The organism is Peribacillus sp. NPDC096448 (genome assembly GCF_044762675.1).
GTDB classification, from domain to species: domain Bacteria; phylum Bacillota; class Bacilli; order Bacillales; family DSM-1321; genus Peribacillus; species Peribacillus frigoritolerans_B.
In genome coordinates, this window is the sequence record NZ_JBIWEU010000001.1 from 662,785 (window position 1) to 682,608 (window position 19,824).

At 41.0% G+C, this 19,824-nt stretch carries 18 protein-coding genes and 1 pseudogene; 15 read left to right on the forward strand and 4 right to left on the reverse strand.

Going from position 1 to position 19,824, the window contains the following annotated elements:
* The first annotated feature begins 204 nt into the window (after positions 1 to 204).
* The 7 genes and pseudogenes from ACIQ0C_RS03225 (at position 205) to ACIQ0C_RS03255 (ending at position 7,736) form a co-directional block, all read left to right on the forward strand.
* The gene (locus ACIQ0C_RS03225; protein ID WP_402840020.1) at positions 205 to 882 is read left to right on the forward strand and encodes a GntR family transcriptional regulator; all 678 of its coding nucleotides are present in this window, start codon (positions 205 to 207) and stop codon (positions 880 to 882) included.
* Between the two features lie 110 nt (positions 883 to 992).
* Positions 993 to 1,910, forward strand: a complete 918-nt coding sequence (hpaI, locus tag ACIQ0C_RS03230) for a 2,4-dihydroxyhept-2-ene-1,7-dioic acid aldolase (protein WP_402840023.1) — start codon at positions 993 to 995, stop codon at positions 1,908 to 1,910.
* Positions 1,911 to 1,988: 78 nt separating this feature from the next.
* Positions 1,989 to 3,503, forward strand: coding sequence for a 5-carboxymethyl-2-hydroxymuconate semialdehyde dehydrogenase (gene hpaE / locus ACIQ0C_RS03235; protein WP_403056769.1), 1,515 nt, complete (start codon positions 1,989 to 1,991; stop codon positions 3,501 to 3,503).
* Positions 3,504 to 3,534: 31 nt separating this feature from the next.
* Complete coding sequence (hpaD, locus tag ACIQ0C_RS03240; protein ID WP_402840028.1) at positions 3,535 to 4,518, forward strand: 3,4-dihydroxyphenylacetate 2,3-dioxygenase; 984 nt, start codon at positions 3,535 to 3,537, stop codon at positions 4,516 to 4,518.
* A gap of 178 nt (positions 4,519 to 4,696) precedes the next feature.
* A pseudogene (locus ACIQ0C_RS03245) lies at positions 4,697 to 5,580 on the forward strand (cytidyltransferase).
* Between the two features lie 248 nt (positions 5,581 to 5,828).
* Complete coding sequence (locus tag ACIQ0C_RS03250) at positions 5,829 to 6,167, forward strand: DUF485 domain-containing protein (protein WP_403056772.1); 339 nt, start codon at positions 5,829 to 5,831, stop codon at positions 6,165 to 6,167.
* 3 nt (positions 6,168 to 6,170) lie between these two features.
* Positions 6,171 to 7,736, forward strand: a complete 1,566-nt coding sequence (locus ACIQ0C_RS03255; protein ID WP_403056775.1) for a solute symporter family protein — start codon at positions 6,171 to 6,173, stop codon at positions 7,734 to 7,736.
* Between the two features lie 179 nt (positions 7,737 to 7,915).
* On the opposite strand, the gene ACIQ0C_RS03260 is transcribed toward ACIQ0C_RS03255, so the two are convergent.
* Positions 7,916 to 8,785, reverse strand: coding sequence for a LysR family transcriptional regulator (locus ACIQ0C_RS03260; protein WP_403056778.1), 870 nt, complete (start codon positions 8,783 to 8,785; stop codon positions 7,916 to 7,918).
* 163 nt (positions 8,786 to 8,948) lie between these two features.
* Here ACIQ0C_RS03260 and hpaB point away from each other — a divergent pair, with 163 nt between their 5' ends.
* Positions 8,949 to 10,421 (forward strand): 4-hydroxyphenylacetate 3-monooxygenase, oxygenase component, encoded by a 1,473-nt coding sequence (hpaB, locus tag ACIQ0C_RS03265; protein WP_403056781.1) that lies wholly within the window; start codon positions 8,949 to 8,951, stop codon positions 10,419 to 10,421.
* A gap of 78 nt (positions 10,422 to 10,499) precedes the next feature.
* On the opposite strand, the gene ACIQ0C_RS03270 is transcribed toward hpaB, so the two are convergent.
* From ACIQ0C_RS03270 to ACIQ0C_RS03280, 3 genes are read right to left on the reverse strand one after another with little or no spacing between them, the layout of a single operon-like run.
* The gene (locus ACIQ0C_RS03270; protein WP_403056784.1) at positions 10,500 to 10,886 is read right to left on the reverse strand and encodes a 5-carboxymethyl-2-hydroxymuconate Delta-isomerase; all 387 of its coding nucleotides are present in this window, start codon (positions 10,884 to 10,886) and stop codon (positions 10,500 to 10,502) included.
* A 17-nt stretch (positions 10,887 to 10,903) separates the two neighbouring features.
* A complete protein-coding gene (locus ACIQ0C_RS03275) occupies positions 10,904 to 11,692 on the reverse strand; it encodes a fumarylacetoacetate hydrolase family protein (RefSeq protein WP_402840047.1) in 789 nt (262 codons plus the stop codon).
* Positions 11,689 to 12,477 carry a fumarylacetoacetate hydrolase family protein gene (locus tag ACIQ0C_RS03280; RefSeq protein WP_403056787.1) on the reverse strand — a complete coding sequence of 263 codons (789 nt, stop codon included), beginning with the start codon at positions 12,475 to 12,477 and terminating at the stop codon, positions 11,689 to 11,691. The genes ACIQ0C_RS03275 and ACIQ0C_RS03280 overlap by 4 nt, the downstream gene beginning before the upstream one ends.
* 204 nt (positions 12,478 to 12,681) lie before the next feature.
* Between ACIQ0C_RS03280 and ACIQ0C_RS03285 the strand changes: the two genes are divergently transcribed.
* From ACIQ0C_RS03285 to ACIQ0C_RS03315, 7 genes are all read left to right on the forward strand, one after another.
* Positions 12,682 to 13,038 (forward strand): 4-hydroxyphenylacetate 3-hydroxylase N-terminal domain-containing protein, encoded by a 357-nt coding sequence (locus tag ACIQ0C_RS03285; RefSeq protein WP_403056790.1) that lies wholly within the window; start codon positions 12,682 to 12,684, stop codon positions 13,036 to 13,038.
* The gene (locus ACIQ0C_RS03290) at positions 12,962 to 14,212 is read left to right on the forward strand and encodes a 4-hydroxyphenylacetate 3-hydroxylase family protein (protein ID WP_403056793.1); all 1,251 of its coding nucleotides are present in this window, start codon (positions 12,962 to 12,964) and stop codon (positions 14,210 to 14,212) included. The genes ACIQ0C_RS03285 and ACIQ0C_RS03290 overlap by 77 nt, the downstream gene beginning before the upstream one ends.
* 146 nt (positions 14,213 to 14,358) lie before the next feature.
* Entirely contained in the window at positions 14,359 to 16,218 is a 1,860-nt protein-coding gene (locus ACIQ0C_RS03295) for a XylR N-terminal domain-containing protein (protein WP_403056796.1), read from the forward strand.
* 262 nt (positions 16,219 to 16,480) lie between these two features.
* Positions 16,481 to 17,773 (forward strand): asparagine--tRNA ligase, encoded by a 1,293-nt coding sequence (gene asnS, locus ACIQ0C_RS03300; protein WP_403056799.1) that lies wholly within the window; start codon positions 16,481 to 16,483, stop codon positions 17,771 to 17,773.
* 116 nt (positions 17,774 to 17,889) lie between these two features.
* Positions 17,890 to 18,585 carry a DnaD domain-containing protein gene (locus tag ACIQ0C_RS03305; protein WP_402840060.1) on the forward strand — a complete coding sequence of 232 codons (696 nt, stop codon included), beginning with the start codon at positions 17,890 to 17,892 and terminating at the stop codon, positions 18,583 to 18,585.
* Positions 18,586 to 18,607: 22 nt separating this feature from the next.
* Positions 18,608 to 19,264: an endonuclease III gene (gene nth, locus ACIQ0C_RS03310; RefSeq protein WP_403056802.1), complete on the forward strand. Its 657-nt coding sequence runs from the start codon at positions 18,608 to 18,610 to the stop codon at positions 19,262 to 19,264.
* Complete coding sequence (locus tag ACIQ0C_RS03315; RefSeq protein ID WP_403056805.1) at positions 19,261 to 19,800, forward strand: YpoC family protein; 540 nt, start codon at positions 19,261 to 19,263, stop codon at positions 19,798 to 19,800. The genes nth and ACIQ0C_RS03315 overlap by 4 nt, the downstream gene beginning before the upstream one ends.
* The last annotated feature ends 24 nt before the right edge of the window (positions 19,801 to 19,824 follow it).

A 19,824-nucleotide genomic window follows, 5' to 3' on the forward strand; every position in this document is an offset into this window, starting at 1 on the left:
TACTTCGGGAAGAAGGCGGGACAAGAATTTTAGCTCACTTCACAATTGTAAAGGAAAGGTAGACTACCGTATTATTTGTTACATTAAGCCTATTCAGAGGAATAGATCATTAATATATGCAAAACAAGCTTGTGAAGAAAAATCATATATGATTTTTAATAAAAATCGATTGCAATCATATATGATTTCATATATGATGAAAATATGGAAGAGAAAAACAAAAACCCCAGCAAAAAGCAAATAGCTTATGAGCACCTTCGTAAATTAATTTTGGATGGAACATATGGTTCTGGACAGCGGATCATTATCGATCAAACGGCAAAAGAACTTAGTTTAAGTCCGATTCCTGTCAGGGAAGCGATCAGGCAACTGGAATCTGACGGCCTTATTCAATATAAGCCTTATAGTGGAGCGGTGGTTACAAGCATAAATGAGAGCGAATACATTGAAACTCTTTCTGTTTTATCTTTGCTTGAAGGATATGCAGCTGCCCTCAGTTCTTTAACGATGAATGATCATGATTTTGAAAATCTAATTAATTTAAACAAAGAAATGGAAAAAGCCCTCCATAACTTTGAATTAGAGCTGTTTGGTAAATTAAACGAAAGTTTCCATGCGGAAATTTATGAAAAGTGCGGAAATTCCTTTTTAAAGGAGGAAATTAAACAGGCGCAACAAAGAATGAATAGAGTCAGAAAGTCCATGTTCACCATGGTGCCGCAACGCGCAGTCCAATCGATTCGCGAACATGAAAGCATCATAAAGCTTCTAAAGGAAAAAGCATCTTTTGAAGAAATTGAATCATTGGTGAGAAAGCATAAACTGAATGCCATCAGCACTTTCAAGCAGAGGGCGGAAACTAATCAAGATCAGGCACTTTGATGACCCAGGCTTTGTTTTGTAATAGTCGATCGATTATTGATAAAAGCAAAGCCGATTTTTTCACTTAAATTATTCGGAATATTCAAATAATGAAAAAGGTGGTAGAAAAAATGTACGAGGAAATCAAAAGTCGTTTAAGAGGATCCATCGCTCCCGTTATCACTCCGTTTGATGACAAGATGGAAGTTGATGTAAAGGCTATAGAAAATCTAGTAAACTGGCATATTGAAAGCGGTTCCCATGGAATCTCGGTATGCGGGACAACCGGCGAGCCGAGTTCACTAACGATTGAGGAACGGGAATTAGTGATGGAAACGGCAATAAAAGCAGCAAAAGCCCGTGTTCCAGTTGCACCAGGCACGGGATCTGCCAATCAGAAAGAAACGTTACATTTGACAAAAAGGGCACAGGAAATGGGCGCGGATGCTGCTCTGGTCATCGTTCCTTATTACAATAAACCGAATCAACAGGCACTTTACAATCATTTTAAAACGGTCGCCGATGCTGTTGATATCCCGCTGATCGTTTATAACATTCCCGGTAGAACGGCGACGAATTTAGAAGTGAAGACATTGGCACGTCTTGCTGAAGATTGTGAAAATATTATTGGTGTAAAAGAATCAAATAAAGATTTCGAACATGTGAACCGTGTCTTATTGAATTGCGGAAGGGATTTTCTCTTATATTCGGGCATTGAATTATTATGCTATCCAATGTTGGCTATTGGAGGGGCAGGACATATAAGTGCTACTGCTAATATCACTCCTAAAGAAGTGGCGGAAATTTATAACCATTGGGTGGAGGGTGATGTGGATAAGGCACTTGACCTCCATTACAAATTAATGCCATTAAATGATGTTTTGTTTAAAGAAACCAATCCAGGACCATTAAAAGCTGCGATGGGTATGATGGGGAAAATCAATCCCGCATTAAGGCCGCCTATGGGACCTCCTTCGGAACCATTGGAAAAAGAACTGCGTGAAACCCTTCAATCATACGGGTTGATTGACCAAAAAATCCAGTCATAATTGCTAGATTGGGAAGATTGCGCAAATCCAAACGATTATTGTCATCTTCCCGAATTAATTTTTAAAGGAGGATTTATCATGCAAACTTTTCCCGTGCAAGATGTGAAGCATTACATCAATGGTCAATTTGTCGATGGTATCTCAGGAAAAACATTTGAAAATCTTAGCCCTTTTAATAATCAAGCAATCAATAATGTGGCAGAAGGGTTTAAAGAGGATATTGATCAAGCGGTCGCTGCTGCAAGAGCTGCATTCGATAATGGCCCATGGAGAACGATGAAAGTGGAAGAAAGATTGAAGTACATTAATAAGATTGCTGATTTAATTGAAGAAAATGCCGAAGAAATTTCCTTTTTGGAATCACTTGATACAGGGTTGCCGATTAGCCAGACAAAAAAACAAGCGGCAAGGGGAGCGGAGAATTTCCGTTTTTATTCTGAAATGGTGAAAAGCAGGCTAATAGGAGAGTCATATCAAGTGGATGACACTTTCATCAATTATACAATTCATAAACCGATAGGGGTGGCAGGATTAATCACTCCTTGGAATGCGCCTTTCATGTTAGAAACATGGAAGATCGCCCCGGCCCTGGCTACAGGTAATACATGTGTCCTTAAACCGGCGGAGTGGTCTCCATTGACGGCCAATAAATTAGCACAAATCATCGATCAATCCGGTCTGCCAAAAGGTGTATTCAATATCGTTCATGGCTTTGGGGAGACAGCAGGGGCGTCCTTGGTTGCCCACCCTGAAGTCCAATTGATATCTTTTACCGGAGAAACGACAACCGGTGCTGAAATCATTAAAAATGGTGCAGATACAATGAAACGCTTTTCCATGGAACTTGGAGGTAAATCACCAGCGGTCATTTTTGAAGATGCCGATTTAGAAAAGGCCCTGGATTCAGTGGTATGGGGAATTTATTCATTCAATGGGGAGCGCTGCACAGCCAATTCCAGATTATTTGTCCATGAATCGATAATAGACCAGTTCGTTGCAGAATTGAAGGAACGTGTTCATAATATCAAAATTGGAAACCCAATGGATCCAGACACGGAAATCGGACCGCTGATCCATCGTAACCATTATAATAATGTCTCCCGTTATCTGGATATAGCAAAAGATGAAGGGGCGGAGATTGTAAGCGGTGCCATCCCAAGTGCGTTCAAGCAAGGGAATTTTATTGCCCCGACGCTTCTCTTGAACTGTACAAATGATATGACGGTGGCACAAGAAGAGATTTTTGGTCCCGTCATGGCGGTCATTCCTTTCAAGGCTGAAGAGGAAGTGCTGAGAATGGCCAATGATGTAAAGTATGGGCTAGCTGCTTATGTATGGACCAATGATATGAAACGTGGACATAGGTTTGCTCAAGCTGTCGATAGTGGGATGGTCTGGGTGAATTCCCAAAATGTTAGGGATTTGAGGATTCCATTTGGAGGATCGAAATATAGTGGGGTAGGACGTGAAGGTGGCCATTATAGCTTTGAATTCTATACGGAAACACAAGTCATCCACGTGGCAATTGGAGAACATCATATTCCAAAATTTGGAGACTTAAAACAAAATGCCGTTTCTTCTGCTGAAAAATAATCCGGGTTTCATTAAAGAAGGGGAGAATACTATGAATTTTTCTATTATTCGTGTTGCGAGAACGATACTTAATGTAACAGATTTAGATAAATCAAGAGCCTTTTATGTGGATGCTTTAGGTTTTATTGAAACGGAAAGAACGAATGATCACATATATTTACGTGGTTTAGAGGAAGCGCATCATCATTCGCTTATTTTGCAAAAGGCAGAAAAGCCAAGCGTTGAAGCAATAGGATACAAGGTTGAAAAAGAGGAAGACCTTGAAGGGTTGGAATCTTTCTTCCTGTCCAAGGGAATGAAAATGAAGTGGATGCAGGAAGGAACACAGCATGCACTGGGCAAGTCGCTGCGAGTTCAGGATATTTCAGGATTGCCAGTGGAGTTTTTTTACAAAATGGATAAAGCCGAGAGATTGCTGCAACGATTCGATATGCATAGGGGTTCGAGGGTCCAAAGAATCGATCATGTGAATTGTTGTGTACCAAATGTGCAAAAAGCCTCCGATTTTTATGTGAAAGAATTAGGTTTTGCCTGCTCGGAAGATACAGTGGATGAGTCGGGCAAATTATGGGCAACGTGGCTACATAGAAAGCAAACGGTCCATGACCAGGCATTCATGAACGGTATCGGCCCAAGACTTCATCATGTAGGCTTTTTTCTGCCTGACCCGCTTGCACTTATCCATGCCTGTGATGTACTGGCATCACTTGGATATGCAGAGTCCATCGAACGCGGACCAGGAAGGCATGGCCTATCCAATGCATTCTTCCTATATTTAAGAGACCCGGACGGTCACAGGATCGAATTATACAATGGGGACTACTTAACATCTGACCCGGATACCGAACCGATTCATTGGGATTTGAATGATCCAAGACGCCAGACATTCTGGGGAGCCAAAGCTCCGGATTCATGGTTTGATGAGGCATCTTCTGTACTTGATATAATATCAGGAGAAGAAGTCCCGCTTAAAGAACCGATCCTGGCAAAAAGCAAGCCAGAATTCATCATCTAAAAAGAAGCGGGGTTTAGGATGAATGATCGAACGTTTCGGCAAAACATACATCGATTCTCATGGTCTTTTCGATAGGGCGCCAGTACAACTGGTGAATAGTTGATGGAAGAATGCTGGATTATGGAAGTTCCGTTTACTGAGTTTATAATGGAAGCTTTCAAGAAGCAAAGGAAGGAAGATGAATTTGGATATCATTCATGTTCAGCACCCACTTTCCAGTATATATTCAGCAGAAGCAGAACCGTGTGTGCTGGCTCTTGGATTTTTCGACGGAGTTCATCTAGGCCATCAAGAATTGATAAATCTAGCCAAAAGGATTGCCATTCAGCAAGATTTGAAATTGGCAGTCATGACTTTTTTCCACATCCAAAGCAAATCATTGGAAACGATCAAACGCCCCAAACATACATTACTCCTTTAGAGCAAAAAGCAAAAATAATGCAGGATTTAGGTGTAGAAACCTTGATAGTCGTGAACTTCGATTCCGCATTTGCCCATCTATCACCTTCAGGCTTAATCGAGGATTATCTATGTGGATTTAAATGCAAACATGCCGTGGCTGGATTCGATTTCCGCTATGGGCATAAAGGGGAAGGGAATATGGAAACGTTGAAAATCGAAGGTAAGCGATTTTTTGAAGAGACGGAATTGAAGAAATTTGAAATTGATCATGAAAAAGTTAGTTCCACCAAGCTTAGAAACTTGATTGCGGAAGGTCGGTTTGCATATATCCCGGCATACCTTGGCTCATATTTTGAAAGTCAAGGGATAATCAACTCCAAGGATAGTCAACACGTCATCGTTACATTATCGGAAGCATTCCTGACACCCCCGCCCGGCGTGTATTTAATCGAAATCCAAACCGAAGGAAATGTTCATGAGGGAATTGCCCATCAAATAATGGACGGATCATTTCAAGGGAGTTGGCATCTGCATTTCAATGAATCTCTTCCTTTGAAAGGAAAGAAGATTCATATCAAATGGAAAAGTGAAAGTATAAAGAAGTCGAAACAGATGAAGGATATGCGAGCCAAGTCTATAGCGAAGGTGCAAGCATTCTAAAAGATATGGTCAGAGACAGGGCAGCAGTGGGAGCTTACTGCTGCCCTATTTGTAAGTGTCATCAGTTATACAAAAGGAGTACGGAAAGCTTAGTAATTGGTTTTAGACCCTCTTTGTGCAGAATAGTTTGTTGGGATTTTGGGAGGCCGGGGGGATATATACCGTAGAAGAAAGCGGCTGACATTGGAGAGGCTCTATAATACTGGTACCGTCCTTGGAAAAATAAATATCAGAAGAGGTGCGAAGAGATGGTTCGGTTGGAAAAAAAACTTGAAGAATCGGAACAAACTAATCTAGTGGATTATGAAAAAATTGTTGCCTCCAAAGAGTTTCAGAATATGCTTTCCGATAAAAGGAAATTCGTCATCCCTTTTACGATTTTCTTTATGGGATATTCCATGCTTTTGCCTTTCCTGGTTTTTTACACAGATATCCTGGATCGCCCTTTCATTGGGGACATAACATGGGCGTGGGTGTACGGTGTCTCCATTACGGTTATGTCTGTATGGGTTTGCAGCGTATATGTACGGAAATCAGAAAGAATCGATGAACAGATAAAAGAAATCATCGAGAAAGAAGGGCTTTGAATCATGAATTGGACAGTTATTATTCTCTTTACGCTAATGTCGATAGGTACGCTTTTCATCACGTATTTCGCTTCCAAAAAAACTAAAACGGCAGGCTCTTTTTATACGGCTGGAGGCGGGTTGACCGCTAGGCAAAATGGACTTGCATTGGCCGGGGACTTTATGTCGGCTTCCACGTTTTTAGGGTTGATTGGGGCATTTTCCTTAACGGGGTATGATGGATTTTTCCTGATGTATGGAGCACTTGTTTCATTTCTTGTCGTGCTATTCCTAGTGGCTGAACCATTAAGGAACTTAGGGAAATACACATTGGCCGATATGGTGACTACCAGGTTCAAATATAAACAGGTCAGGGGAGTGACCGCTTTTAATACCCTGGTGATATCAGTCATGTACATGCTGGGGCAACTTGTTGCAGCAGGTGCTTTATTTAAATTGCTTTTAGACATCCCGTATAATACCTCTGTCATCATCGTAGGTATTGTAATGTTGGTATTTGTTCTATTTGGGGGGATGACGGCGACGAGCTGGGTGCAGATCATTAAAGCCATCCTGCTGATAGGCGGTGTGTTTATATTATTCATGATCGTCATGTGGAAGCTGAATTTTAGTTTCATCGGAATTTTCACGGAAATGAAAACAGCAACACCCATGGGTGCAGATTACCTGAAGGCAGGTATTAAGTATGCCAGTGGGTGGGATGCAGCTTCCTTGTCACTGGGCCTGATTCTGGGAACGGCAGGTCTACCTCACATTTTAATACGTTTTTTGACTGTCCCGAATGCACGAGTGGCAAGAAAGTCGGTTGTTTGGGTGATGTGGATTATGGGTGCTTTTCATATCATGGTCATTTTTCTCGGATTCGGTGCTGCGAAGTTGGTTGGAACATCGAATATCATGGCCGCTAATCCAGCGGGTAACATGGCTGCACCTTTATTGGCACAACTTGTGGGCGGGGATATCTTATTCGCATTTATTGCGGCCGTTTCCTTCGCAACCATACTCGCAGTAGTTGCGGGAATCGTTTTAACAGGTGCTACGGCATTTTCACATGATTTTTATAATGAAATATTAAAAGATGGAAAAGCGACGGAAAAACAGCAAATGACGATGGCTAGATGGGCTTCCATTGGTGTGACAGCACTTGCGATTGTTTTATCATTAGGTCTTCAGGAATTCAATGTAGCGTTTCTGGCATCGATTGCCTTTACATTGGCCGCCAGTTCGAATTTGCCAGTAATCCTTCTTACGATCTATTGGAAAAAATTCAATAAAACCGGAGCAATAGTCGGCATGATGACAGGTCTTTTTGGTACACTTTTGCTCGTGGCCCTAAGTCCAAATGTCTGGAACCCGGTTCCCGGAGTCACCATTATGACAGGTGACCCAATTTTCCCTTTGAATTCACCAGGAATCATTTCCATTCCGCTTGGATTCCTCGCATGCTATTTAGGTACCCTGATCGGTAATCGCAGGGCTGGTTTGAAAACGGTTACAAAAGATAATTATAATGAAATCCTGGTAAAGTCCAATACCGGTCATGATGTTAAGGGTGTTTTGCGACATTGAATGATGTAAAAGCATGCCTATAAATAAATCGCGGGCCATCGCACTTGTGAATGGATTTGAAAAAGCAGCCATCTCCTGATGAGTTGCTTTTTTCTTTTCAATGGATAAGGAGATTCTAAAAGTACCAAATAAAATTAAAAGAAGTACTGATGCACTAATATTCAAGGATAACTGGCCATTCATTCAGAAAATGTTTCCAGGAATTTGACGGCGCCTTTGGAAAGGTAGCGTTCTTCGAGCCAAATAAGAGCGGCTTCCGATTGTACTTCACAATCTATCAATTCGACTATTTTTATCCCCTGGGTTGAAAACGATTTGGATGTGGTACGTGGCATGATGGTAGCGCCTATTCCTTCCTTCACTAAAGATAAGATCATTGCAGCATCAGGACATTCACATACAATCGTAGGTTCGAATCCATGTCTGAAGCATTCATCCACTATAAGTTCGTAAGTACCTTGACCGCTTACCCTATGCAGCAATAAGAGGGGATATTCTTTAATTTGTTTGAATTCGATGGAGTCTGGGATATCCCAATCTTTTGGGGTGACAAGCACAAAATCTTCCGGCGGAAGGTTAATCGATGAGAATTCCTTACCGTTAATAGGAAGCCGTACAATGGCCAACTCGATTTCCCTGTTTATTAAGCCTTCTGTCAAACGGAACGTATCACCTTCCATTAACTTGAAACGTATGTCAGGGTATTTAACTCTAAAGGTCCTTATCCTTTGCGGAATGTAAGAAAAGCAAGTTTTTACTGACCCTATGGAAAGAGTGCCCTTTACCCCTTTACTGACTTCCTTCACTTCCAGTAGTGATTCTTCAAACTGGTTTAATAGAGCTTCAGCTTTTTTATAAAGGACCTTGCCAGTTTCAGTGAGTTCAAGTTTCTTTCCATTCCGATCGAAAAGTTTTTCACCGATTTCCATTTCCATTAATTTAAGTTGCTGGCTAAGAGGCGGTTGCGCCATATGTAATTTTTTTGCGGCTTTGGTTACTTGTTCTTCCTGTACGATCGTCACAAAATATTTTAACTGCCGGATGTCCATTATATACACCTCATACATATGATTAACATATACATATTGAATTTATTAAGTATTATATATATATCATAACATATGGTATATTTTGTTATAGGAATTAATTCAATATTTAGAATTTATTAAATTGTAAGCGCTTCATTACATTGATGCTAAGGGGGATGTAAGCATGCCGGCTAAAACAGGTAAAGAATATATCGATAGGGTGGACCAAGCAAAGGCGAATGTATGGATCAACGGGGAGCAAGTAAAAGATAAGATCAGTCAACACCCAGCTTTTAAAGGGGTCATGAAAACACAGGCCGAATTATATGATTTGCAGCATGATTCCGCAAAAAATGACATCATGACTTATATTTCACCAACCTCAAACGAAAGAGTAGGGACCTCATTCATGCAGCCGCGGACTAAGGAAGACCTTGAAAAAAGGAGGAAAATGATTCAAGAATGGGCAAGACATAATAATGGAATGATGGGACGTTCCCCTGACTATATCAACAGTGGGATGATGGCGTACGGTACTGCAGCTGATATGTTCGGCACTCAGGATTCGGCGTTTGCCAAAAATATGAAAGATTATTATGAGCTCTGCCGGGAAAAGGATTTATCGTTGACACATACCCTGATTCAACCCCAGGTTAATAGGGGAGTTAGTGCCGCAAAGCTTCCGGATCCTTACATCGCTGCACGGATTGCAGGCAAGAATTCAGAAGGACTTATTATAAAGGGTGCCAGATTATTAGCTACACAAGGAGGAATCACGGATGAAATCATGGTTTTCCCTTCAACATTGCTAAAACAATCAGAAGAAGAAAACCCTTATGCATTCGCATTCTCCATACCAAATAATACACCAGGGTTGAAATTCATCTGTCGTGAATCATTCGACTATGGCAAATCACATTTTGACCATCCCCTTGGTTCAAGATTTGAGGAGATGGATACGATTATCGTTTTTGATGATGTAGTCGTACCTTGGAATCGGGTATTTGCATATGGGGATGTCAGCATTTGCAACCAGGCCTATAATGAAAGCAATGCAGTTGTTCATATGACCCATCAGGTGGTATCGAAGAATATCGCCAAAACCGAGTTCATTCTGGGGATTTTGCAGCTTATGGTGGAAACCATCAATATCGGGCAATACCAGCATGTTCAGGAGAAAATCTCGGAAGTCATCATAGCGCTTGAAACGGTAAAGGCTTTCATTACAGCTTCGGAGGCAAACGCAAAAGTGGATAAGTGGGGAATGATGACTCCCGATTTCACACCGTTAAACATAGCCCGGAATTATTATCCGAAGATCTACCCTAGATTCAGTGAAATAATGCAGCTTCTTGGAGCTAGTGGCTTAATGGCGATACCAAATGAAGCTGATTTCAATTCGGAGCTTCGACCGGATTTGGATAAATATCTTCAAGCCGCGAATGGTGGAGCGTATGACAGGGTTAAATTGTATCGTCTCGCATGGGATGTATGCATGAGTTCATTTGGATCCAGGCAAACGCTGTACGAAAGATTCTTTTTTGGGGATCCGGTCCGTATGGCAAGCGCTTTATATAACGGATATGATAAACAGGAATATGTGGACCGTGTCAAAGAGTTCTTGAACCGTACTGAAAACCTTGCAGAAATCAACTGAGCCAGGTAGCAGTGGCAAAAGATTTTAATTTAAAGGCCTTCCCGATGATGTGGAAGGCCTTTAAATATGAAATCTTGTTCATTTATTATATCGATCATGGATATTATTCTTTTTATATGTGCCAAAATCACTGAATTCCGTAAGTTCCATGGAGAGGGCAAGAAATCTTTTTGAAAAGAGGGATGCCAAATGGGACTCCATCGTTTCGAATAGATGGTCACATACTTTGGTTTTATCACTGTTCTCGCGTCCAGCTCCAATTTTTAGTATGGCATGAACAAAGGCATCATCCTCTGTACCATCGGCAACACGATAATGCTTCAATTCGATGGCCCGGGATCGAATGCCGCCAATTGGAAAGATGGAAGGATAGGATATCAGTACATCATTCACCTTCTTTAATAAGCCGTCAATCTGGATTTCATCTTTGATATTATCCGTATATTCAATAATAATATGAGGCATATGATTAGTCCCTTCCTTTATTTGTGGATTTTTAGATGCGGCCGATCTTCGCCTTCTGTAAATATATCGTCACCTACTATTGTGCTAACGAGTTTTCCGATGCCTTCAATTTCAGTGATGATTTCATCGCCTACAGCAGTATCCGCCAAGCCTTCAGGTGTACCTGTCAATATGATATCGCCTGGACTCAATGTCATGAAGCTGCTGAAATATTCAATTAAATCTGCAATGCTGAAAATCATGTCTTTCGTGTTGCCTTGCTGAGTCAATTTTCCGTTGACGTAAGTTTTGATAGCAAGATTCGAAGGATCTGGAATATCTTCGGCATCGACGAGCCAAGGACCAATGGGGGTGCAGGTATCGCGATTTTTGACCTTTAAGTTAGGTCGGTAGTAATTCTCCAGGTAATCCCGTATTGCATAATCATTTGCAATCGTATATCCACTTACATACTTAAAGGCTTCTTCCTTTTTTATGTTCTTCGCCTTTTTACCTATGACGACTGCCAGTTCACATTCATAATGCATATAAGCTGCATCAGCAGGCCGTCTTGTCTGTCCCCGGTGGCCGATGAATGTATTGGGACCTTTTAAGAACGCAAGGGGTTCTTCCGGGGCTTTAAAAGCAAGTTCCTTCGCATGGTCTGCATAATTCAAGCCAAGCGCGAAGACAGTTCGTGGTTCCACCGGGGGAAGCCAGACAACGTCCTGCTCTTTGACAAGCCTGCCATCCGCCAATTGCAGCTGGCCATAATATTCACTTGCTGGATGTACAGCACCTGCATAGGCTACACGTGCTCTCTTCATAAAATCCCCTCCAGTGATAATTTTTCCTCGGAAATGATCTTATTTTCCAAATAACCGATTTCGTCTATTTCTATCCTGACATGATCATCTGCTTTGGCCAGCGGTGCATTCTCAGGAACTCCAACTAGAAGGACGTCACCCGTACTCAAAGTCATGAAGTCCGTTACATCTTCAATAAGGCGGGATATGGAGCGAATTAGATTTGAAGTTGAATTTTCTTGTCGTAGCTCTCCATTAATATATACACGAATTCCTAAAGAATCGGGGTTGGAGATGGAATCCTTGGATACGACCCATGGACCAATGGGGCAAAATCCATCACGGGCTTTATGGCGGATAGCAGGACGGAAAACGCTTTCATGTGGAATGCTAATATCATTGGCGATCGTAAAACCTTCTATATAATCCGATGCTTTTTCTTTCTTGACTCTTGTGGCCGTTTTACTGATTACTATTCCAAGTGCGGCCCCGATTTCCAATTCAGGTACGCCGGTTGGAAGGGGAACTGGATTTGAAAAAAAAGAAAACGTGTTTCTGGGTTTAATATAAAGTATCGGCCCTTTAGGAGGTTCATTATAAGGAGGATGGTTGATCTTACCCTTCAATGCTTCCAATGATCCTTTATAGTTTAATAATGCTCCATATACCATTCCTGAAATAGGGTTATCCAACTTGATTTGTGATATCTCATACTTATCACCGTTCATTAATATATAGCGGTTCGACAGTATTTCCATTTCTTCTGAATAATCTGACTTTTGAAGTTTCACTCTTGCTTTTGCCATGGACACCCACCCCTTGAATTTAAAATTAATCATATATGATATCGTATATGATTTTTTGTTTAAGTTCAACATATTTAGATTATTCAGTATAATTAGACAGAAAATGTTAGAAAAAAGATGAATTTTAACAGAAAAATGCCTTGAACATTTAGTTAGTATGAAGCTAGGAATTCAAATTGAATGATGTGAATGGGGGATGTTCCGATGATGAATGGCAAAGAGTATTTAGAAAGTTTACGAGATGGACGAACGGTATTCTTGAACGGTAATAAGGTAGATGATGTGACGACGCACCCAGCATATCGCAATTCTGCCAGGTCAATTGCCCAGCTATATGATGCTCTACATGATCCGGATACTGCACGGATTTTAACGGCTAAGACAGATGAAGGTCATACTACCCATAAGTTCTTCAAGGCCTCAAAGAACGCAACAGAGCTGCTTGAAGCAAGGGATGCCATAGCACAATGGTCTAAGTTAAGCTATGGTTTCATGGGTCGTACCCCTGATTACAAAGCTGCATTTACAGGATCATTGGGACCGTATAGCGATTTTTATTAAGGGGTTTGAGGATAATGCGAAAAGATGGTATGAAAAAACCACAAGGGACGTTCCCTTCTGTAACCATACAATTATAAATCCGGCAATGGACAGGAATAAACCGCTACATGAAAATAAAGAGGTATTTGTACGTACGGTGGAAGAGCGGGATGATGGAATAATTGTAAGCGGAGCCAAAATGGTCGGAACCTCTGCAGCACTTACGAATTATAATTTCGTCGCGAATTATTCTCCTGTCGATCTTGGGGAAGGTGATAGAAGCCATGCCTTGATTTTCTTTGTGCCGATGAATGCGCCAGGATTAAAAATGATCAGCAGACAGTCTTTTGAAGAAACGGCTGCCAAGACAGGCACTCCTTTCGATTACCCGCTTTCTAGCCGGTTCGACGAAAATGACGCAGTCATCGTCCTTGATCATGTATTCGTGCCGTGGGAGAATGTATTCGCCTATAATAATGTGGAAATTGCAAATGGATTTAGATCCAAGACTGGGTGGATGAATCGATATACATTTCATGGCTGCACACGCTATGCGGTGAAATTGGACTTTATGGCTGGGCTTCTGATGAAGGCTACGGAAATGGCAGGAACGAATCAATTTAGGGGAGTGCAGGCCAATATCGGGGAAGTGCTTGCTTACAGGAATATGTTTTGGGCAATCTCGACAGCGATGGCTACAGACCCGATGGAAGGGCCGAATGGCACTGTTCTGCCCAATAGCACATATGCAACTGCTTATAGAGTGTTCGCACCTTTGGTTTGGCCAAAGGTGAAACAGATATTTGAACAGGTTGTAGCAGGTAATCTCATTCAACTCCCATCAAGCTCCAAGGATTTTTTAAACCCTGAGGTCCGTCCGTATCTCGATAATTATTATAAGGGTTCAGGTGGGGTTTCGGCAGTGGAAAGGGTAAAACTGATGAAACTTATCTGGGATTCCATCGGAACGGAATTTGGTGGCAGGAATGAGTTATATGAAATCAATTATGCGGGTAACCATGAAAATATTAGGCTTGAAACCATGAAAATGGCTGATTCTGATGGACAATCGGATAAATTCAAAGCTTTTGTGGACTTGGCAATGGACGATTATGACCTTAATGGCTGGACAAATGATAAGTGGATAAATGAAGATGAAGGCATTAATGATTTGATTCAGCTCCGAATGAATTAAACTGTTTAAGAACACGTGAAAAGAATGGTATGTATCGACCCCACCGGTTTTTCCGCCACTGCATGATATGAATGCGTTTACATTTATCTTGATAGGTAAGGTGTGGAAAAAGTATAATATTATGTAAAAGGAAAGCCGGGGGAATCATGACGAATCTTTTGAATCTTAAGAATGATGAAGGTGAAATTCATTTAAATGATGAGAGGATGATCCTGACCTCCTCTTCAATTTTCGGTACCTTAAGAAAGAACCTGATCGAGAATATTGGATTTGAAAGAATGAAGTCTTTTTTAATACGTTATGGCTGGAATATCGGAGTCAATGATGCTAAAAAGGCACTAAAAGGGAATTTGACAACGGTAAAGGAGATATTGAGACAAGGCCCCATATTACATATGCTGCAAGGTTATACAAAAGTCAATACGACGAAACTGGAATTATCGATGGATGGTCGAGCCGATGTACACTATGTAAAGGTGGAAGGGGTTTGGGTGAATTCCTATGAGGCAGAGGAACATATCACCCAGACTGGAATCGCGGAAAAGCCAGTCTGTTATACATTGACGGGTTATGCAAGTGGATTTTATTCAACGGTCTGCGGTCATGAAGTAATTTTTAAGGAAAGCGCCTGTAAGGGAGCAGGGCATTCAGAGTGCAGATACGAAGGTAAATCGATACATTTATGGGGCATGGAGATTCAGGATGAGTTGAAATATTATAAAACCAAACCGATTGTTCAAGAGCTTGCCGTAACATATGAAAAGCTGCTGGAGGAACGCAATAGTTTGTCAACAGTGATGGATATTCATAATTTGCTGACAGAAGAGTTGATTAACGGAAGAAGCCTTCAATCGATAGTGAGGATGGTTTATCAGAAAACAAAAATACCTTTGTTGATGGAGAATTTCAATAACGATCAGGTTTATCATGCTGGGTTTCACAAATTGAAGGCAGAGGATGTCAGGAATCAGCTTAAACTAATGAGGGAAAATGGTCCTGTCATTTTGGAGACCGGAAGAATCGTGAAAGATGGGATGGAGCTGCTTTATACTCCCATTACATTACAAAATAAAACATACGGCTATTGTGCCTTCGTGCAACCTGATCGAGTTGCAGGTAAAACGAACCTGGAAATCAATCGAATGATCCTTGAGAGGGTGTCCATGACTGGTTCCTTATTCCTCTTAAATGAGAAAAGCAGTTTTGAAGCGCTTGAAAGGGTAAAAGGCTTATTTCTTGAACAAATATTAAATGGGGAGTTTACTTCTAAAGAAGAAATTATCAAAAAAAGCCTGTATTTAGACGCTTCATTGGATCATCTTTTCACAATTGCGGTGCTGGGCTACCGTTTTTCCTCCGATCGGGGGACAGAGAATGACTATTTCATTCAGCAGAAAATCATCGAAGAGATTTATAGTTTCTTTAAAAAGCGGAATCAAGTCGTCTTAACAGCATTAAGGGATGGCAATATCGTATTGCTTATACCGTTGAGTCCAGGGAATGAATTCCAATTCCGAACTAAGGAATGCATCGATCATTTATATACTGTTTTCAGCGGATATAACTTTAAAATGGGACTTGGTACAATAAGTGATGAATTGGAACGGGCTCACGAGGTTTTTCAAGAAGCTTTAACCGCTTTGAATATGAATGAAGGAACTCGGGATATTATCAAATTTGAAGAAGTCGATCTTTTATCCATTTTAATGCATACTGGGAGTAATCCGGCGGTACTGAAAAAAGCTGAGAAAATGCTGGGTCCTTTATTGATGGAAGATGACCCCAAAATGAATGAATTATTGAAAACGCTTTATGTATTTCTCCAATGCGGTGGAAATCTTGAATGCAGTATGAAAGAATTGAACATTTCAATGAGTGGTTTACGCTATCGGATCAAAAGACTTGAAGAGCTGCTTTCCTGCCAAATAAGAAACCCTAAAAGTGCTTTTCAATTATATGCATCATTTGAAACCCTGTTAAAGGCGAAATTGATTACCATTCGTTGATTGGATTCAATCATTTGTAAGGAAATGGAAATGTCGATCGATAACATATACCGAGATGATTTTGCTGTAATAAGAGCATGGACGTTAGTGAATAGTAATCTACCATGCAATTTGGTGAATATACAACAAAAACATAATAAGAATGATATAAAAGGCATGGAACCTCCGCTTCAATTGATTTATTTGCTTGTAAGCAGGGCTATGGGTATAATAAGTAGAGTAAATTCATTAGTAAGTTAAGTTATTTTTGGAGGTAAATTCCGTGAAAATTACAATAAAAGATGCTAGCAAATTCGTCGATCAAGAAGTAACCATTGGAGGCTGGCTTGCCAGCAAACGGTCCAGTGGGAAAATTGCTTTCCTTCAAATACGTGATGGCTCCGGTTTTATTCAAGGGGTGGTCGTGAAAGCTGAAGTGGGTGAAGAGATTTTCGCTCGTGCGAAATCGGTTTCGCAAGAGTCATCCTTGTATGTAACAGGTGTCATTCAAAAGGATGAACGCTCACCGTTCGGTTTTGAGTTACAGGTGAAAGATATTGAAATCATTCATGAATCATTGGATTATCCAATTACACCTAAAGCGCATGGTCCTGAATTTTTAATGGATAACCGCCATTTGTGGCTGCGTTCAAAACGGCAGCATGCAGTCATGAAAATCCGGAATGAAATAATCCGTGCTACATATGAATTCTTTAATGAAGAAGGTTTCGTTAAAGTGGATCCCCCAATTTTAACTGGAAGCGCACCAGAGGGAACGAGTGAATTGTTCGCGACTAAATACTTTGATGAGGATGCTTACCTTTCACAAAGTGGTCAGCTCTATATGGAAGCGGCTGCCATGGCACTTGGGAAGGTATTTTCCTTTGGTCCGACCTTCAGGGCAGAAAAATCGAAAACAAGAAGACACTTAATCGAGTTCTGGATGATTGAACCAGAAATGGCTTTTATCGAATTTAAAGAAAACCTGGAGGTCCAGGAGAAATTCGTTTCTTCCATCATTCAATCCGTATTGAAAAACTGTCAGCTTGAGTTGAATACACTTGGCCGTGATACAGCGAAGCTTGAACAAATCCAAGCTCCTTTCCCGCGTATTACATATGATGAAGCCATTAAGTTCCTTCATGAACAAGGATTTGATGATATTCAATGGGGTGATGATTTTGGAGCTCCGCATGAAACTGCGATAGCGGAAAGTTATGATAAGCCCGTTTTCATAACTCATTACCCGACCAAAATCAAACCTTTTTATATGCAGCCAGATCCTGACAGGGAAGAAGTCGTTCTTTGTGCCGATTTGATCGCTCCGGAAGGATATGGAGAAATAATTGGCGGTTCAGAGCGGATTCATGATCAGGAATTGCTTGAACAGAGAATCAATGAGCATGGCTTGAGCGAAGATGCTTACAAGTGGTATATGGAATTAAGAAAATATGGATCTGTACCGCATTCAGGCTTCGGTTTGGGATTAGAACGCACCGTAGCATGGATCAGTGGAGTCGAGCATGTCCGTGAAACCATCCCGTTCCCACGTCTATTAAATCGATTATATCCTTGATTCCGTAATGAAGCGGTTATCTTGCCATTTTTGGCAGATAACCGTTTTTTGTTAAAATTATAAACTTATTCGGAGAGCCGTATTCATGTTATACTGAATCAGAGGTGTCCAAAAACATGAATAAAGAACATTTATATGCGTGGTTTAAGGAAGGAACGATAACGATTCCATCCTTTTTGTTGACTAACTATAGTACAATGGGACTGAATGAACAAGAAATGGTCCTATTATTACAATTGCAAAGCTTCATCGATAAAGGTAACCATTTCCCTGCACCATCCCAACTTTCTGACCGAATGACATTGCAGGAAACGGAATGTCTATTCTTGATCCAGCGCTTGGTCCAAAGGGGATTTGTGGAAATGGTGGTTGAGGGGAGCCAAGAAATCGGCCAGGAAAAATATTCGTTGTCTCCACTTTATGAAAAAATGATGGACTGTTTCTTGAAAACTTTGAAACAGTCAGAGTCTGCTGAAATCCAAAAAGCGGGGGAGAGCCTTTATACGATTTTTGAACAGGAGTTCGGCCGCCCTTTATCTCCATTTGAATGTGAGACATTGGCAATGTGGATGGAGGATGACCATCAACCTGAAATCATTAAGTCAGCTCTGAGGGAGTCTGTCATTTCCGGAAAATTGAATTTCCGATATATTGATCGAATTTTATTCGAGTGGAAAAAGAATGGAATTAAAACCTTGGAACAGGCAAGGGAGCAAGGACAAAAATTTAGAGTTCATCAAAAGAGGGACCGAAAGATGGAAACTGCACAACCATTGAAAGATGTGCCTTTCTATAATTGGCTCGAGCAGTAATGTTAATTGAAGGAGAACCAATATGTTGAATAAAGCACAAATTCGATATTGTCTGGATACGATGGGTGAAATGTTTCCGGATGCCCATTGTGAGCTGAATCACTCCAATCCATTTGAATTGGTGGTTGCTGTTGCCCTGTCAGCTCAGTGTACGGATGTATTAGTCAATAAAGTGACGAAGGATTTATTTCAGAAATATAAAACGCCTGAGGATTACATAAGCGTTCCGATAGAAGAGTTGGAAAATGACATTCGCTCAATCGGTTTGTTTCGTAACAAGGCTAAGAATATACAAAAGCTGTCGCGCATGCTGATCGAAGAATACGGTAAGGAAGTTCCGAGAGAGCGTGATGAGCTTGTTAAATTGCCTGGCGTTGGCAGAAAGACGGCGAATGTGGTCGTTTCTGTTGCTTTTGATGTGCCAGCGATCGCTGTGGATACCCATGTAGAGCGTGTTTCCAAGCGCTTGGGTATATGCCGTTGGAAGGATAGTGTCCTCGATGTTGAGAAAACGTTGATGGCTAAGATACCAAAGGATGAATGGTCCGTTACGCATCACCGCCTGATATTCTTTGGACGCTATCATTGCAAGGCACAGTCACCAAGATGTGAAACCTGCCCGCTTCTCGAATTATGCCGTGAAGGAAAAAAAAGAATGAAAAGGAAAGAAGCCAATTGACACAGTCCATATCATTAAAAGTCCCTGAAGAATTGGACCATCATTTGTTTTTTCCTGAAAAGGAAACCATCTTGGAAAAAGAACGATATGCAGGTTGGAGTGAAACGATTCCATTCGAGGCTTTCCCGTATGAGTTACTTTATTATAATAATGTAGAGGCGTATGCTCCTTGGACAAAGGGGGCAATGCATGTAAAGGAACTGCTGGAGAGATGGAAGGGAATTGATTCGGAATGCAGTTTGCTATTTTCTGAGCGAAAAGCGGGACAGACTTTGGGACTCATGAAGCAGGGGATCGGTTTATTTTTAACCGCAGTCTTCTGGATGCATGGGAAGCCAGTGGTATTGAATGATTTCCGCTTCCACATACAATCCTGTAACAATATTCCGGTGAACATGGATGAAAGGCTTTCCTTCATCCTTGCAAGACCCGCTTTTTTTCATTCTTATAGACAGCTTAGTGAGTTGTTCCGGGAATTTGAAAAACAATATGTGAAGTTCATGATCAAAAATAAGAACAGCCAAAAAAACGTCTAAGCCAAAAGCTTAGACGTTTTTTTA

Bases quoted from the DNA above. Each gene is read 5' to 3' on its own strand.
- hpaI (WP_402840023.1), top strand. From the start codon at position 993: ATGTACGAGGAAATCAAAAGTCGTTTAAGAGGATCCATCGCTCCCGTT.
- ACIQ0C_RS03285 (WP_403056790.1), top strand. From the start codon at position 12,682: ATGATGAATGGCAAAGAGTATTTAGAAAGTTTACGAGATGGACGAACG.
- ACIQ0C_RS03280 (WP_403056787.1), bottom strand. From the start codon at position 12,477: ATGGCAAAAGCAAGAGTGAAACTTCAAAAGTCAGATTATTCAGAAGAA.
- ACIQ0C_RS03275 (WP_402840047.1), bottom strand. From the start codon at position 11,692: ATGAAGAGAGCACGTGTAGCCTATGCAGGTGCTGTACATCCAGCAAGT.
- ACIQ0C_RS03295 (WP_403056796.1), top strand. From the start codon at position 14,359: ATGACGAATCTTTTGAATCTTAAGAATGATGAAGGTGAAATTCATTTA.
- hpaE (WP_403056769.1), top strand. From the start codon at position 1,989: ATGCAAACTTTTCCCGTGCAAGATGTGAAGCATTACATCAATGGTCAA.
- ACIQ0C_RS03290 (WP_403056793.1), top strand. From the start codon at position 12,962: ATGGTTTCATGGGTCGTACCCCTGATTACAAAGCTGCATTTACAGGAT.
- ACIQ0C_RS03260 (WP_403056778.1), bottom strand. From the start codon at position 8,785: ATGGACATCCGGCAGTTAAAATATTTTGTGACGATCGTACAGGAAGAA.
- ACIQ0C_RS03270 (WP_403056784.1), bottom strand. From the start codon at position 10,886: ATGCCTCATATTATTATTGAATATACGGATAATATCAAAGATGAAATC.
- hpaD (WP_402840028.1), top strand. From the start codon at position 3,535: ATGAATTTTTCTATTATTCGTGTTGCGAGAACGATACTTAATGTAACA.
- ACIQ0C_RS03225 (WP_402840020.1), top strand. From the start codon at position 205: ATGGAAGAGAAAAACAAAAACCCCAGCAAAAAGCAAATAGCTTATGAG.
- ACIQ0C_RS03250 (WP_403056772.1), top strand. From the start codon at position 5,829: ATGGTTCGGTTGGAAAAAAAACTTGAAGAATCGGAACAAACTAATCTA.
- ACIQ0C_RS03255 (WP_403056775.1), top strand. From the start codon at position 6,171: ATGAATTGGACAGTTATTATTCTCTTTACGCTAATGTCGATAGGTACG.
- nth (WP_403056802.1), top strand. From the start codon at position 18,608: ATGTTGAATAAAGCACAAATTCGATATTGTCTGGATACGATGGGTGAA.
- hpaB (WP_403056781.1), top strand. From the start codon at position 8,949: ATGCCGGCTAAAACAGGTAAAGAATATATCGATAGGGTGGACCAAGCA.
- ACIQ0C_RS03305 (WP_402840060.1), top strand. From the start codon at position 17,890: ATGAATAAAGAACATTTATATGCGTGGTTTAAGGAAGGAACGATAACG.